Here is a 14,430-nt window from a genome sequence, read left to right as displayed (position 1 = left end):
ATCACCGGACGCTCCTGATCGGCCGCACGGCGAGCGCGCCGAGCACCGAGAGCAGGGCTCCGAGGACGAACAGCGGGGTGTAGCCGCCGAGGCCGACCACGGCGGAGGCCACGAACGGGGCCAGGATCTGCGGCCCGGCGTTGGCGATGTTCAGCACGCCCATGTCCCGGGCGGCGTCCTCCGCCTTCGGCAGCACCATGGTGACCAGCGCGGTGTCGACCGCCATGAAGCAGCCGAAGGCCAGACCGTTGACGGCCGCGAAGACCAGCATCCCCGGCCAGGTCGGGCTGACCACCGAGATCAGCAGGGCCACCCCGGAGAGCGCGGCCGAGACGCCGACGAACAGCTTGCGGCGGTCCAGCCGGTCGGAGAGCACGCCCCCGACCACCGTGGAGAGCGCCATGGTGACGGCCGAGACGGGCGTCAGGACCGCCACCGCCTCGGTCGGCTCCAGGCCGGCCGGCAGCGCGATGTGGTCCTGCAGGATGTAGAGCTGGTAGCCGACCACCGCGAAGTACCCGAGCACCAGCAACCAGCGGCCGATGAAGGCCCAGCGGAAGTCGTGCTCGCGCAGCACCCCGAGGAAGGCGGCGGCCTGCTCGCGCAGCGGGGTGGGGGACTTGGCGGGCATCCGCTGCTCCCGGGCGGCGGAGGTGAACAGCACCGCCGCCAGCGCGACCAGCACGCCGAGCACCAGGTAGCCGGTCCGGTAGTGGTCGGAGCAGGCCGAGGCGACCAGCACCCCGACCGTGGAGCCGACCGGCAGGCCCAGACCGACCGCCGCCGAGGCGGCGCCGCGTCTGCCGAGCGGCACCCGGTCGGGCACCACCGAGGTGAGCGCGGACTGGTAGAAGTTCATCACCGCCTGCCCGAGGCACCAGGCGATCGCGACCAGCAGCACGGTGTCCACGCTACCGAGCAGCGCCATCGCGGCGACGGTGGCCAGGCCGCCGCCGAGGATCCACGGGTTGCGCCGCCCGGAGCGGTCCGAGAGCGCGCCCGCGAGCGGGTTGAAGAAGGTCGCGAAGATCGCCGCGACCCCGCTGACCAGACCGAGGTTGGCCACCTTGTGCGCCGCGTCCAACTGCTCGACCTGGAGCGGCAGCAGGACGCCGCCGACGCCGAGGTAGAGCGCGTACATCGCGGTGTTGCCGGTGAACAGCAGCGGCAGCAGGCCGCGGGTGGTGCGGCGGCCGTCGGCGGATGGGGCGCCGACGCCGGGGTGGGTGGGGGAAAGGGCCACAGTGCCCTCCAAGGACTCGGGGGAAGTCATGGGTGAGGTTACACGTGTAACGCTTACTCGTGTAAGCAGCCATGTAACCGCTCCGTCCGCACCCCGGCCAGAGGTCGGGCATGAAAAGATTCGAACCGTTATGAGCAACCCACCCGCCGCCGCCACCCCACCCACCAGCGCCGACGTCGCGCGCCTGGCCGGGGTGTCCCGCGCCACCGTCTCCTTCGTGCTCAACGACACCGCCGGAGGCCGGGTCGGCGAACAGACCCGACAGCGGGTCAGAGCGGCCGCCGCCGAACTCGGCTACGTCCCGCACGCCGCCGCCCGCTCACTGCGCGCGGGCCGCACCGGTGTGGTCCTGCTGGGCGGCTCCTCGGCCCCGATCGGGCCACTGTTCAGCGAGTTCTACCGCGAGCTCCAGGGCGCCCTGCGCCGCCGCGGCTACACCAGCGTGCTGTACGGCCCCAGCCCCGGCGAGGGCGACGAACCGGCCCGCGCCTGGGCCGAGTTGAGGCCGGCGGCGGTGCTCTGCCTGGAGCCGGTCCTCACCCCCGCCGGCGTCGACCTGCTGCACCGCTCCGGCACCCGGGCGGTCTTCACCCTCGGCACCGCCCCGGTCGCCGGCGCCCACGCCCTGATCATGGACCAACGCGAGGTCGGCGCCGCCGCCGGAGCCCACCTGCTCGCCACCGGCCGCCGCCGCCTCGGCGTCGTGATCCCCGCCGACCCCGGCCTCGACCAGTTCAGCGCCCCCCGCCTGGCCGGCCTCCGGGCCGCCGCCGCCTCCGCCCTGGCCGGACCGGTGGAGACCCTCCCACTCGACTTCACCGAAGCCTCCGGAGCCGCCGCGGCGGCCCGCTGCCGCGACCTCGGACTGGACGGGGTGTTCGGCTACAACGACGAGTACGCCATGCTCCTGCTGCGCTCCCTGCAGGACCTCGGCCTCGACGTCCCCGCCCGGGTCGCCCTGGTCGGCGCGGACGACCTCCTGCTCGGCCGCCTGCTCCGCCCCCGCCTCAGCACCGTCCACATGACCCTGCCCGGCGGCGAATCCCTCGCCACCCTGATCGACGAGATCATCGCCGACCCCACCACCACCCCGGCCACCCGCAACCTCCTGACGGTCCGCCTGATCCCCCGCGACTCGTCCTGACGACGCCTCAGGCAGCTGCCCAGCCGGCTACGGCCCAGGGGCTCGGGGAACTGCGACGCCAACCTCGTACAAGGTGATCCGTACGTAGGCGGTCAGGCACTTTCGCAGTGACCCACACGCCAGATCTCGTCGCCGTTCCCCGAGCCCCTGATAGTGCAACCTCGGGTCCCGCAGAAAAGTCAGAACCCCAGCTTGCGCAGCTGCTTCGGATCCCGCTGCCAGTCCTTCGCCACCTTCACGTGCAGGTCCAGGAACACCGGCGTCCCGAGCAGCGCCTCGATGTGCTTCCGCGCCGTCGTCCCGACGTACTTCAGCCGGGCGCCCTTCGCGCCGATGACGATGGCCTTCTGGCTCTGCCGCTCGATGTAGACGTTGGCGTGGATGTCGAGCAGCGGGCGGTCGGCCGGGCGACCCTCGCGCGGGATCATCTCCTCGACCACCACGGCCAGCGAGTGCGGGAGCTCGTCCCGGACGCCCTCCAGGGCGGCTTCGCGGATCAGCTCGGCGACCATCACCAGCTCCGGCTCGTCCGTCAGGTCGCCGTCGGGGTAGAGCGGCTGGCCCTCGGGGAGCAGCTTGGTGATCAGGTCGCCGACCAGCTGGACCTGCTGGTCGCCGACGGCCGAGACCGGGATGATCTCGGCCCACTCGATGCCGAGTTCCTGGCCCAGCTGCTGGACGGCGATGAGCTGTTCGGCCAGCTTCTTGGAGTCGACCAGGTCGGTCTTGGTGACGATGGCGACCTTGGGGGTCTTCTTGACCTCGGCGAGTTCCTTGGCGATGAACTTGTCGCCGGGGCCGAGCTTCTGGTCGGCGGGGAGGCAGAAGCCGATCACGTCGACCTCGGCCCAGGTGGAGCGGACCAGGTCGTTGAGGCGCTCACCGAGCAGCGTGCGCGGCTTGTGCAGGCCGGGGGTGTCGACCAGGACGAGCTGGGAGTCGGGCCGGTGCACGATGCCGCGGACGGTGTGGCGGGTGGTCTGCGGACGGTCCGAGGTGATCGCGACCTTCGTCCCGACCAGAGCGTTGGTCAGGGTCGACTTGCCGGCGTTGGGACGACCGACGAAGCAGGCGAACCCGGAGCGGTACGGGGAGGAAGGGGCAGTCATGCCGACCATTCTCCCTGATCCACCGAGCGGGAACGGTCACCCGGTCTTCTTCTTCCCCGTCAGCGCGCCCAGCAGCACCAGCAGGAACAGCACCAAGGAGCCGATCAGCCAGTACGGCGACCCGGTCTCCTGCCACCGCCCCAACCCCATCAGGCTCAGCAACACCCCGGCGAAGAACGCGAACGCACCCATGCCGGTCAGATTATCGACCGCCGAGCCCGACGGGGTACGGCGTCTCAGAAGCTGTGCCGCAGGACCCCGTCCGGACCGGCCAGGTGCACCGGCGCCTCCGGGCCGCCAAGGTCCCGTACGGCGGCCAGATCGGCCTCGGTGACCGTCAGGGCCTCGGTCACCACGGCGGCCGCCTCCAGGCCCTTGGCGCCGCTGGCGACGGCCATCGCGACGGCCGTCCGCAGCGCGCTCAGCTCCAGCGAGGGCAGCGCCACGGTGCCCGCCACGTACGTCCGCCCGGTCTCGTCGCGGACCGCCGCCCCCTCGGCCACGCCGTTGCGGGCGCGGGCCGAGCGGGCCAGCGTGATGATCTTCTTGTCCTCGGGGTCCAGCTCAGTCAGCTCACTCATGCCGCCGAGCATAAGCGTCCACCCGGAGACCCTCAGGAACCGGCCGCGTCCTCCAGCAGCCCGCCTCGCCCGGCCGGGGCGAACTCGGCCAGCGCCGCGTCGACCCGGGCCAGGTCGCCGGCCGACAGCTCGATGGCCCCGGCCCCGGTGTTGTCCTCGATGTGCCCGGGCGTCCGGCTGCCGGGGATCGGCACCACGTGGTCGTCCTGGTGCAGCAGCCAGGCGAGCGCCAGCCGTCCCGGCGTCAGGCCGAGCTCGGCGGCGATCGCCCGGATCGGCGCGTAGCGGTCGTTGTTGGCCTTCAGGTTGGCCTGGTCGAAGCGCTCCAGGTGCTGCCGGAAGTCGCCCTCGGCCAGCTGCTGCACGGTGCCGGTCAGGAAGCCGCCGCCGAGCGGGCTCCAGGCCACCAGGCCGACGCCCAGCTCGCGGGCGGCGGCCAGCAGCTCCGGCTGCACCGGCTGCCACATCGACCACTGCACCTGGACGGCGGCCACCGGGTGCACCGCGTGCGCCTCGCGCAGCTGCGCGGCGGTGACGTTGGAGAGCCCGAGGTGCCGGACCAGCCCGTCCCCGACCAGCTCGGCGACCGCCCCGACGGTGTCGGCCAGCGGGACCTGCGGGTCCGGGAAGTGCGGGTAGTAGAGGTCGATCACGTCCGTGCCGAGGTTGCGCAGCGACTGCTCGGCGTAGCCCCGGACGTACTTGGGCTCGGCGTTCACGGCCAGCTCGCCGAACGCGTAGGTGACCGGGAAGCGGTGCGCCGCGGCCCCCTCGGGTATCCGGAAGCCGAACTTGGTGGCGATCACCACCTCGTCCCGCCGCCCGGCGATCGCCCGGCCGATCAGCCGCTCGTTGTGGCCGTCGGCGCCGTAGCCGTCCGAGCTGTCGATCAGCGTCACCCCGCTGTCCAGCGCGGTGCGCACGGCCCGCTCGCCGCGCTCGTCGTCGATCTCGCCGTACATGCCGGGCGAGAGCACCATCGCCCCGAAGCCGACCGGGGCGGTGCTGAGGGCTCCCAGGGTGCGGGTTGCCATCGGATCTCCTCTGCGTGTGGGTACACCGGAGATCCCTTCCTACCCGCCCCCTGACGCCCCGTCAGGCGAATCCGGGAAGATCGCCGCCCCGTCTCAGTGCCTGAGCACCACCGGCGGCCCGGCGGGCCCGCGCAGGCCCGCGGCGTAGCGGGCGTGCCGCTCGCGCCAGTACGGGTTGTCGTGCGGGAGGTGGCCGCTGACCCGGCCGTACATGCCGAAGGTCGCGACCGCCAGGCCGAAGACGAAGCTGAAGATCACGTTGCTCATGCCGAAGGCGAGGAAGTTCGCGTCGGTCGAGATGATCATCAGCCCGACGAATCCTGCCAGCACGAAGACCGTGCCGACCACCATGTTGATCCAGGACGCGATGGTGCCGCCGATCACCGCACCGGCCATCAGGATCAGGCCGACCACCACGGACAGCAGACCGAGCAGACCGTTGCTGCTCATGCCGACCACCCGGTCCCCCTGGGTGTCCAGGAAGCCCGGGCGGCCGACCAGACCGAGGATGCCGAAGACCAGCAGGAACACCCCGCCGAGACCGGCACCGAAGCGGTAGACCTGGGCCAGCCGGTGGTCCATCGGCAGTTCGTCCCTGAGTTTCAGCATGACGTCCTCCAGGCGGCACAAGCACAAACCCCCTGGAATCGACGCTACTCCTCCGGTTCGGAGCCTTCCTCCGGTCCCGAATCGGCCCGGACCGGGGCCACCAGCACGGTGCCGATCCGGTTCCGCCGCCCGGCCGCGCTCTCGGCGGTGAGCCGGATCGCGGTCAGGTCGGTGTGCGCGTCCTCGGGGATCGGCAGGTCGCAGGAGGAGCCGGGGATCGGCACCCGGCCGAGGTGCTTGGCGAGCAGACCGCCGACGGTCTCCACGTCCTCATCCTCCAGCTGGAGGCCGAACAGGTCGCCGAGGTCCTCGACCAGCAGCCGGGCGGTGATCCGGTACGAGCCGTCGCCGAGGTCCTCGACCGGCGGGAGCTCCCGGTCGTACTCGTCGGTGATCTCGCCGACGATCTCCTCCAGGATGTCCTCGATGGTGACCAGACCGGCGGTGCCGCCGTACTCGTCGATCACGATCGCCACGTGCGAGCGCATCTGCTGCATCTCGCGCAGCAGGTCCGCCGCGGGCTTGGAGTCCGGGATGAAGACCGCCGGGCGGAGCACCGAGGAGACCGGCTCGGACTCCGCGTCCCGGTTGATGTGGGTGCGGCGGACCAGGTCCTTGAGGTAGACGATGCCCACCACGTCGTCCTCGTTGTCGCCGACCACCGGGATCCGGGAGAAGCCGGAGCGCAGCGCCAGGGTGAGCGCCTGACGGACCGTCTTGTGCCGCTCGATCATCACCAGGTCGGTGCGCGGCACCATCACCTCGCGGACGATGGTGTCGCCGAGCTCGAAGACCGAGTGCACCATCCGGCGCTCCTCGTCCTCGATCAGGTCGTCCTTCTCCGCCAGGTCGACCAGCGCCCGCAGTTCGGCCTCGGAGGCGAACGGCCCCTCGCGGTACCCCTTGCCGGGGGTGAGCGCGTTGCCGAGCAGGATCAGCAGCCGCGGGATCGGGCCGAGCACCCGGGCCAGCGGCAGCAGCACGAAGGAGGCGGCGGTCACCGTGGTCAGCGGGTGCTGGCGGCCGATGGTGCGGGGCGAGACGCCGACCGCGACGAACGAGACCAGCACCATCACCCCGATCGCCAGCAGCACGGCCTCCCAGGTCTGGTGCAGGGTGCGCACGCAGACCACGGTGACCAGGACGGCCGCGGCCATCTCGCAGGCCACCCGGATCAGGGTGGCCAGGTTGAGGTAGCGGATCGGGTCGGAGGCCAGCGTCAGCAGCCGGTCGGCCCCGCGCCGCCCGGCCCGCACGGCCTCCTCGGCCCGGAACCGGGAGAGCCGGGAGATCCCCGCCTCCGCACAGGCGGCCAGCCAGCCGAAGCCGACCAGCAGGAGAGCTCCGATCAGGAAGCTCGTACTGTCACCACTCACAGACGGCCGGGCCTCAGTGGGTGGTCGGCGCCGGGGAGATCCCCGAGAGCCCGCGGCCGGCCCGCCAGTCGTCCAGGATCCGCTTCTGGAGGCCGAACATGACCTCCTTCTCCTCCGGCTCCTCGTGGTCGTACCCGAGGACGTGCAGCACCCCGTGGACGGTGAGCAGCTGGAGCTCGTCGTCCACGGAGTGCTTCGAGGGAGCCTCCTCGCCCTGCCGCTTCGCCACCTCGGGGCAGAGCACGATGTCGCCGAGCAGACCCTGCGGCAGCTCCTCGCCCTCCTTGCCGGGGCGCAGCTCGTCCATCGGGAAGGACATCACGTCGGTCGGACCGGGCAGGTCCATCCACTGGATGTGCAGTTCTTCCATCTGGGCGCTGTCCACCAGGATGACGGAGAGCTCCGCCTGCGGGTGGATCCGCATCTGGTCGAGGGCGTAGCGGGCGACGTCGAGGATTGACTCCTCGTCAACCTCCCAGTCGGACTCGTTCGCGATGTCGATCGACATGTCGGGGTCGGTACTCAGCTTTCGGTGCGATGGGACTGGCGGGGGGCACGGGCGCCCTTCCGCTGAACGGGCTTGCGGGGTACGGCGGGTGCGTCGGTCTCCTGCAGGGCGTCCCAGCGCTCGTAGGCGTCGACGATCCGGCCGACCAGCTTGTGGCGGACCACGTCGGTGCTGGTGAGCACGGAGAAGTGGATGTCCGGGACGTCCATCAGGATCTCCTGGACCACCTTGAGCCCCGAGCGGGTGCCGCTCGGCAGGTCGATCTGGGTGGTGTCACCGGTGACCACCACCCGGGAGTTGAAGCCCAGCCGGGTGAGGAACATCTTGATCTGCTCGGGCGAGGTGTTCTGCGCCTCGTCCAGGATGATGAAGGCGTCGTTCAGGGTCCGGCCGCGCATGTACGCCAGCGGGGCGACCTCGATGGTGCCCGCGGCCATCAGCCGGGGGATCGAGTCCGGGTCCATCATGTCGTGCAGCGCGTCGTAGAGCGGGCGCAGGTACGGGTCGATCTTCTCGTAGAGGGTGCCGGGCAGGAAGCCGAGCCGCTCCCCCGCCTCGACGGCCGGCCGGGTCAGGATGATCCGGTTGACCTCCTTGGCCTGCAGGGCCTGGACGGCCTTGGCCATCGCCAGGTAGGTCTTGCCGGTACCGGCGGGACCGAGGCCGAAGGTGATGGTGTGCTTGTCGATCGCGTCGACGTAGCGCTGCTGGTTGAGGGTCTTGGGGCGGATGGTGCGGCCCCGGTTGGACAGGATGTTCGCGGTGAACACCTCGGACGGGGCCGGGTGGTCCGGGTCCTCGGCGGCGCTCCTGAGCATGGCGATGGAGCGCTCCACGGCGTCCTCCGTCAGGGGTTGGCCGGTGCGCAGCACCAGCATCATCTCGTTGAACAGCTGCTGGACCATCGCCACCTCGGCGCGGGCGCCGGTGGCGGTCACCTCGTTGCCGCGGACATGGATGTCGGCGGTCGGGAACCCCTCCTCGATCACCCGGAGCAGAGAGTCGGTGGCACCGAGCAGGGTGACCATCGGGTGCTTCTCGGGGATGGTGAACCTGGCGGTGGCGGCGTCCCCGTCGGGACGCGGCTGTCCATTGGTACGGGTCTGCGGTGTCTCAGTCATGGGTCGGCGCTGTGGCCTGCCTCATCCCATCCGTCTCGGTGCCGCTCGGTCTCTCCGGGGTCACCAGGGTACGCCGCACCGTGGACCGTTGCGGCGGTGCGGCCCGCCGCCGGGGCGACGGAGTTCGATGGTCCGGGAGTTGTCCCCGGGACGCGAGTGCTTTTCGCTCAGAGCCGGGCCGGCACCGGGACCCTGGCCAGGTCCTCGGCCACCACCAGCTCGCCGTCGAAGTACTTCCGGGCCTCGGCCAGGTGGCCGTTCAGGTCCGGGTAGCGCTGCGAGAAGTGGGTCAGCACCAGGGTCCGTACCCCCGCCTCGGCGGCGGCCCGGGCGGCCTGGGCGGCGGTCAGGTGGCCGTGGTCCTCGGCGAGCTGCGCCTCGCTCTCCAGGAAGGTCGCCTCGATCACCAGCAGGTCGGCGCCCTCGGCGAGTTCGCCGACGCCGGGGCAGAGCCGGGTGTCCATCACGAACGCGAACCGCTGGCCCCGGCGGACCTCGCTCACCTCGGCCAGCGTGACGACCCGTCCGGCCAGCTCGATCCGGCCGTCCCGCTGGAGCTGCCCGACCGCCGGGCCGCGCAGCCCGAACTCGGCCAGCCGGTCGGGCAGCAGCCGGGTCGAGTCGGGCTCGGTGAGCCGGTACCCGAAGGAGTCCACGGGGTGCGAGAGCCGGACCGCCGCCAGTTCGAACGGGGCGCCCGGCGCGGGCAGCGGCCCCGGCTCCTCGATCGGGTGCGGGCGCAGCTCGGCGGTCTCGTGGAAGGCGGTGGCCTGCCGCAGCCGGTCGAAGAACACCTGGCCGCTGGCCGGGTAGTAGGCGTCCACCGGGTGCGGGACGCGGTCCAGGTTGATCCGCTGGATCACCCCGGCCAGGCCGAGCGAGTGGTCGCCGTGGAAGTGGGTGACCGCGATCCGGGTCAGCTGGGTGGCCGAGACCCCGGCGTGCAGCATCTGACGCTGCGTCCCCTCGCCCGGATCGAAGAGCAGGCCCTCGCCGTCCCAGCGGAGCAGGTAGCCGTTGTGGTTCCGGTGCCGGGTGGGCACCTGGCTGGCGGTGCCGAGGACGACGAGTTCGCGCTGTGACACCGGATCAGACCATGCCCTCGCGCAGCGGCTTGCCGCCGAGCACGTGCACATGGGCGTGGAAGATGGTCTGCCCCGCCTTGGCACCGGTGTTGAAGATCAGCCGGTAGTCGTCGAGACCCTCGTCCTTCGCCACCGCCCCCGCCTCGGTGAGCAGTTCGGCGGCGATCGCGGGCTCGGCGGCGGCCAGCGCGGCGGCGTTCGGGTAGTGCACGTGCGGGATCACCAGGATGTGGGTGGGCGCCTGCGGGTGGATGTCCCGGAAGGCCAGCGTCCGCTCGGTCTTCCGGACCACGGTCGCGGGGATGTCCCCCGCCAGGATCTTGCAGAACAGGCAGTCGGACTGCGGCTCTCCGGCCATGTCGCGCTCCTTCGCAGTGATCGTCGCTACTGGCCGCAGCCTAACGGAGACGGCCCACCGCAGCGGGGCGGCCCGGTGCAGGGCCGCCCCGCTGACGGTGCGTTACAGCTCCGGGCCGGTCACGGCCGGGGTCTCGGCCAGCGCGGCCAGCGCGATCCGGACGCCCTCGGCGAGCTGCGGATCCTCGCCGTTGGCCCACTGGTGCGGGGCGATCACCACCTCGACGTCCGGGTCGATGCCGTGGTTCTCCACGCCCCAGTCGTAACCCTCCAGCCAGAAGGCGTACTTGGGCTGGGTGACGCCGGTGCCGTCGACCAGGCTGTACTTGCCGTCGATGCCGACCACACCGCCCCAGGTCCGGGTGCCGACCACCGGGCCGATCTTCAGGGCCTGGATCGCGGCGTTCACGATGTCCCCGTCCGAACCGGCGAACTCGTCGGCCAGCGCGACCACCGGACCGCGCGGGGCGTCCGCCGGGTACGGGGCGGCGCCGTCCAGGTCGCGGCCGAGGTCCCAGCCGACGATCTTCCGGCTGAGCTTCTCGATGATCAGCTGCGAGGTGTGGCCGCCCCGGTTCTCCCGGAGGTCGACCAGCACGCCCTCCTTGGCCATCTCGACCCGCAGGTCGCGGTGCAGCTGGGCCCAGCCGACGCTCTGCATGTCCGGGATGTGCAGGTAGCCGAGCCGGCCGGCGGACAGCTCCCGGACGGCGGCCCGGCGCCCGGCCACCCAGTCGTGGTAGCGCAGCGCCTCCTCGTCGGCCAGCGGCACGATCACCGGGTGGCGCTCCGGGCCGTCCTTGGCGGCCACGGTCAGCTCGACCGGCTGGCCCGCCGTGCCCGCGAGCAGCGGCGCGGGGCCGGTCACCGGGTCCACCGGGCGGCCGTTCACCGCCAGGATCGCGTCCCCGGCCCGGACCGCCGCGCCGGGCGCGGCCAGCGGCGAGCGGGCCCGCGGGTCGGAGGACTCGCCGGGCAGCACCCGGGCCACCCGCCAGACCTCGCCGTCCTTCGCCAGGTCGGCGCCGAGCAGGCCCTGCCGGCGCGCCGCCTCGGTGCCCCGCCCGGGCGGCATCACGTACGCGTGCGAGGTGCCCAGCTCGCCGACCGTCTCCCAGAGCACGTCGACCAGGTCGTCGTGGGTGCCCGCGCGGTCCACCAGCGGCCGGTACCTGGCCAGCGCGCCGGCCCAGTCGAAGCCGCCGAGATCGGCCCGCCAGAAGTTGTCCCGCATCAGGCGGCCGTTCTCGTCGAACATCTGCCGCCACTCGGCGGTGGGGTCCACGGTGGCCCTGATCCGCTCCAGATCAACCGTCAGATCGTCGTCGTCACCGGCCTTGTGGTCCGCCGGGAGGATCCGCAGACCGCCCTCGTCGAGCACCGCGATCCGGCTGCCGTCGCCGCTGACCCGGAAGTCGTCCAGCTCCTCGACCAGCTGCTCGGCCTTGAGCTTCTTGAAGTCGAAGCGCTCCAGCGCGGGGCGCGGGTGGTCGTCCTCCAGCGAGGCGGCGTTGTCGCCGAGCATGCCGAGCAGCGGGTGCCTGGTCCACAGCACGCCGTCCTTGGCCGCCCGCAGGCTGCCGAACTGCCCGCCCTCGACCGGGAACGGGATGATCCGGTCGGCGATCCCGTCCAGATCCACCCGAGTCTCGGGGACGGTGGGCTCCTCGGCCGCCTCCTCGTCCTTCTTCTTCGGCTCCTCGTCCTCGCCGGTGAGCGAGCGGCCGGCCCGCTGCGGGCCGAACGGTGACGGGGTGTCGGCGGCCAGCGTGATCAGGAACGGCCGGGCACCGGTCGGGAAGGACAGGTCGAAGACGTGCGCGTCGTAGACCGGGTCGAAGTTGCGCACCGACAGGAAGGCCAGGTGCTTGCCGTCCGCGGTGAAGGCGGGCGAGTAGTCCAGGAAGCGCTGCGGGGTGGCCTCGGCGACCGTACGGTCCGTCAGGTCAGCGAGCATGATCTGCCGCAGCGACTCGGCCCCCAGGGTCGGCTGCGACCAGGCCAGCCGCCGCGAGTCCGGCGAGAAGGCCAGCCCGGTGACCTCGCCCTGGCCGCTCCTGGCCAGCTGGTGCAGGGTGCCGTCGGCGAGCGTGAGCAGCAGCACCCGGCCGTCGTGCGAGGCCAGCGCCAGCGTCCCGCCGTCCGGCGAGACCGCCAGGCCGAGCACCCGGCCGAGCTGCCCGGCCGCGAACCGGCGGCGCTCGGCGCCGAGCACGGCGGGGGCGTACTCCACCGCGTCGTCACCCTCGGCGTCGGTGATCCACACCGCGCCCTGCTCACCGTCCTGGCCGGGCACGATCCGGGCCAGCCGGTGCCGGACCCCGGGGGTCTCGGCCAGCACCCGGGCCGGGCCCTCCTTGTGGGTCAGCCAGTGCACGCTGCCCCGCACCACCACGGCGCTGGCCCGGCCGGTACGGTCCGGCGTCACGGTCTCCAGCTGCCCGGCGGCCGAGGTCGGCCGGGGCTGACGGCCCGTCCGGGGCCCCGCGAGCAGGACCTCAAGCCGGCGCGGCTCGGCGCCCACCAGGTCGTCCAGGATCCACAGGTCACCGGCGCTGTGCCAGACCACCCGGGTGCCGTCGGTGGTGGCGTTGCGGGCGTAGAACTCACCATCGCTGTGCCGCCGCAGGTCGGTGCCGTCCGGCAGGCTGGAGTACAGCTGCCCGATGCCCTCATGGTCGGAGAGGAAGGCGATCCGGTCACCGACCCAGAGCGGCGAGTCGATGTTGCCGTCCAGCCCGGCGTGCACCCGCTCGAACTCGCGCTCGCCGATCCACAGCTTGCCCGCCGTGCCACCCCGGTAGCGCTTCCAGTACGCGGGCTCGGTGGTCAACGGGGCGAGCAGCAGCGTGCGGTCGCCGTCCGGCTCCTGCGCCAGGCCGCCGATCGGCCCGTACGGCAGCCTGGTCGGCTCGCCGCCGTCCAGTGGGACGGCAAACGCCCAGCTGCGACGCGGGGTCGACTGCCCGGCGCTGGAGACCGCGACCGGACGGCCGTCCTTGGTCCAGCCCCGCAGCCTGGTGCGCGGCGCACCCCAGTACGTCAGCCGCCGGGACTGGCCGCCCTCGGTGGGCGCGACATGGATCTCCGGCGCACCGTCCCGGGTCGACGTCCAGGCGACGTGCCGCCCGTCCGGCGCGAACCTCGGATGACTGACCGGCACCTGATCGGCCGTCAGCCGCCAGGCCCGTCCGCCGTCCAGCGGCGCGAGCCAGATGTCGTCCTCGGCCACGAAGGTCACCAGGTCGCCGTGCAGGTGGGGATGGCGCAGATACGCGCTCGCAGAGGTCGTCACCGAGTCACCTTATGCAGCGCGGGCGCTTCCGCACACGGGTTAGTTGCACTATCCAGGGGCTCGGGGAACTGCGAGGAGGTCTGGCGCTTGGGTCACTGCGAAAGTGCCTGGCCATTTACGTACGTTGAACGCTCCTGAGGTCGGCGTCGCAGTTCCCCGAGCCCCTGGCTGCCGCAGCGCGTGCCTATCCCCAGCGGCCGGTGCGCCCCAGCAGCAGTGCCCCCGCCGCCACGCCCGCCGTGGAGGTCCGGAGCACGGAGGGCCCGAGCCGGTGCGGAGCGGCCCCCGCTTCGGCGAAGGCCGCGAGTTCGTCCGGGGAGACCCCGCCCTCGGGGCCGACGATCAGGATCAGGTCGCCGGTCTCGGGCAGCGGTGCGGTGGCGAGCGGGGCGGAGCCCTCCTCGTGCAGGACGGCGGCGAAGGCCGCCGAAGCGAGCACCGGGGCCAGCTGACGCGTCGTCATCAGCTCGCGGACGTCGGGGAACCGCAGCCGGCGGGACTGTTTGCCCGCCTCCCGGGCGGTGGCCCGCCACTTGGCGAGCGCCTTGGCGCCGCGGTCGCCCTTCCACTGGGTGATGCAGCGGGAGGCGGCCCAGGGGATCACCACGTCGACGCCGACCTCGGTCATGGTCTCCACCGCGAGCTCGCCGCGGTCGCCCTTCGGGAGGGCCTGGACGACGATGATCCGCGGTGCGGGCGCGGGCTCCTGACGGACGCTCAGCACGGTGACGTCCAGCGCGTCCTTGCCGTGCACGGCCGCCACGGTGCCCTCGACGCCGAGACCGAGCCCGTCCGCGAGGGTGACGGCCTCGCCGGGCTCCAGCCGCTTCACGGCGGCGGCATGCCGCCCCTCGGGCCCGTCCAGCCGGACCAGACCGCCGGGGGCGATCCCGGCGAGACGGTCGGTCTCCACGACGAACACGGGGGCGGTCATGCGCTTGCCTTACCTTCGTACTTTCGTAACCGGA

14 protein-coding genes are annotated in these 14,430 nt (G+C 72.3%); 1 reads left to right on the top strand and 13 read right to left on the bottom strand.

Going from position 1 to position 14,430, the window contains the following annotated elements; all coding sequences use genetic code 11:
* Nucleotide 1 precedes the first annotated feature (1 nt).
* A complete protein-coding gene (locus F4556_RS24625) occupies nt 2-1,243 on the bottom strand; it encodes an MFS transporter (RefSeq protein WP_313068572.1) in 1,242 nt (413 codons plus the stop codon).
* Nucleotides 1,244-1,373: 130 nt separating this feature from the next.
* On the opposite strand from F4556_RS24625, the gene F4556_RS24620 reads away from it, so the two are divergent.
* Complete coding sequence (locus F4556_RS24620) at nt 1,374-2,387, top strand: LacI family DNA-binding transcriptional regulator (protein WP_184919640.1); 1,014 nt, start codon at nt 1,374-1,376, stop codon at nt 2,385-2,387.
* A 179-nt stretch (nt 2,388-2,566) separates the two neighbouring features.
* Here F4556_RS24620 and era read toward each other — a convergent pair whose 3' ends face one another.
* From era to F4556_RS24560, 12 genes are all read right to left on the bottom strand, one after another.
* Nucleotides 2,567-3,496, bottom strand: coding sequence for a GTPase Era (era, locus tag F4556_RS24615; RefSeq protein ID WP_184919638.1), 930 nt, complete (start codon nt 3,494-3,496; stop codon nt 2,567-2,569).
* Between the two features lie 36 nt (nt 3,497-3,532).
* Nucleotides 3,533-3,688, bottom strand: coding sequence for a hypothetical protein (locus F4556_RS24610; protein WP_184919636.1), 156 nt, complete (start codon nt 3,686-3,688; stop codon nt 3,533-3,535).
* 44 nt (nt 3,689-3,732) lie between these two features.
* Nucleotides 3,733-4,089 carry a cytidine deaminase-like protein gene (locus F4556_RS24605; protein ID WP_184919634.1) on the bottom strand — a complete coding sequence of 119 codons (357 nt, stop codon included), beginning with the start codon at nt 4,087-4,089 and terminating at the stop codon, nt 3,733-3,735.
* A gap of 20 nt (nt 4,090-4,109) precedes the next feature.
* Nucleotides 4,110-5,111, bottom strand: coding sequence for an aldo/keto reductase (locus F4556_RS24600; RefSeq protein WP_184919632.1), 1,002 nt, complete (start codon nt 5,109-5,111; stop codon nt 4,110-4,112).
* A 93-nt stretch (nt 5,112-5,204) separates the two neighbouring features.
* Nucleotides 5,205-5,717: a DUF4383 domain-containing protein gene (locus F4556_RS24595; RefSeq protein WP_184925108.1), complete on the bottom strand. Its 513-nt coding sequence runs from the start codon at nt 5,715-5,717 to the stop codon at nt 5,205-5,207.
* Between the two features lie 47 nt (nt 5,718-5,764).
* Nucleotides 5,765-7,096, bottom strand: coding sequence for a hemolysin family protein (locus F4556_RS24590; protein WP_184919630.1), 1,332 nt, complete (start codon nt 7,094-7,096; stop codon nt 5,765-5,767).
* 13 nt (nt 7,097-7,109) lie between these two features.
* Nucleotides 7,110-7,604, bottom strand: coding sequence for an rRNA maturation RNase YbeY (gene ybeY / locus F4556_RS24585; protein WP_184919628.1), 495 nt, complete (start codon nt 7,602-7,604; stop codon nt 7,110-7,112).
* Between the two features lie 14 nt (nt 7,605-7,618).
* On the bottom strand, nt 7,619-8,725 hold the full coding sequence (locus F4556_RS24580; protein WP_184919626.1) for a PhoH family protein: 1,107 nt from the start codon (nt 8,723-8,725) through the stop codon (nt 7,619-7,621).
* Between the two features lie 167 nt (nt 8,726-8,892).
* Nucleotides 8,893-9,810, bottom strand: coding sequence for a ribonuclease Z (locus F4556_RS24575; protein WP_184919624.1), 918 nt, complete (start codon nt 9,808-9,810; stop codon nt 8,893-8,895).
* 4 nt (nt 9,811-9,814) lie between these two features.
* The gene (locus F4556_RS24570; RefSeq protein ID WP_184919622.1) at nt 9,815-10,168 is read right to left on the bottom strand and encodes an HIT domain-containing protein; all 354 of its coding nucleotides are present in this window, start codon (nt 10,166-10,168) and stop codon (nt 9,815-9,817) included.
* 102 nt (nt 10,169-10,270) lie between these two features.
* Nucleotides 10,271-13,462: a S41 family peptidase gene (locus F4556_RS24565; RefSeq protein ID WP_184919621.1), complete on the bottom strand. Its 3,192-nt coding sequence runs from the start codon at nt 13,460-13,462 to the stop codon at nt 10,271-10,273.
* A gap of 184 nt (nt 13,463-13,646) precedes the next feature.
* On the bottom strand, nt 13,647-14,396 hold the full coding sequence (locus F4556_RS24560; RefSeq protein WP_184919619.1) for a 16S rRNA (uracil(1498)-N(3))-methyltransferase: 750 nt from the start codon (nt 14,394-14,396) through the stop codon (nt 13,647-13,649).
* Between the last annotated feature and the right edge of the window lie 34 nt (nt 14,397-14,430).

Origin of the sequence: Kitasatospora gansuensis (assembly GCF_014203705.1) — a bacterium.
In the GTDB taxonomy this organism is placed as follows: Bacteria; Actinomycetota; Actinomycetes; order Streptomycetales; family Streptomycetaceae; genus Kitasatospora; species Kitasatospora gansuensis.
This window is presented reverse-complemented; position numbering and strand designations above follow the sequence as displayed.

What these genes read in the sequence shown, in the direction of transcription:
- F4556_RS24620 (WP_184919640.1), top strand. Translation starts at nt 1,374, where the DNA reads ATGAGCAACCCACCCGCCGCCGCCACCCCACCCACCAGCGCCGACGTC.
- F4556_RS24610 (WP_184919636.1), bottom strand. Translation starts at nt 3,688, where the DNA reads ATGGGTGCGTTCGCGTTCTTCGCCGGGGTGTTGCTGAGCCTGATGGGG.
- F4556_RS24580 (WP_184919626.1), bottom strand. Translation starts at nt 8,725, where the DNA reads ATGACTGAGACACCGCAGACCCGTACCAATGGACAGCCGCGTCCCGAC.
- F4556_RS24570 (WP_184919622.1), bottom strand. Translation starts at nt 10,168, where the DNA reads ATGGCCGGAGAGCCGCAGTCCGACTGCCTGTTCTGCAAGATCCTGGCG.
- ybeY (WP_184919628.1), bottom strand. Translation starts at nt 7,604, where the DNA reads ATGTCGATCGACATCGCGAACGAGTCCGACTGGGAGGTTGACGAGGAG.
- F4556_RS24560 (WP_184919619.1), bottom strand. Translation starts at nt 14,396, where the DNA reads ATGACCGCCCCCGTGTTCGTCGTGGAGACCGACCGTCTCGCCGGGATC.
- era (WP_184919638.1), bottom strand. Translation starts at nt 3,496, where the DNA reads ATGACTGCCCCTTCCTCCCCGTACCGCTCCGGGTTCGCCTGCTTCGTC.
- F4556_RS24600 (WP_184919632.1), bottom strand. Translation starts at nt 5,111, where the DNA reads ATGGCAACCCGCACCCTGGGAGCCCTCAGCACCGCCCCGGTCGGCTTC.
- F4556_RS24605 (WP_184919634.1), bottom strand. Translation starts at nt 4,089, where the DNA reads ATGCTCGGCGGCATGAGTGAGCTGACTGAGCTGGACCCCGAGGACAAG.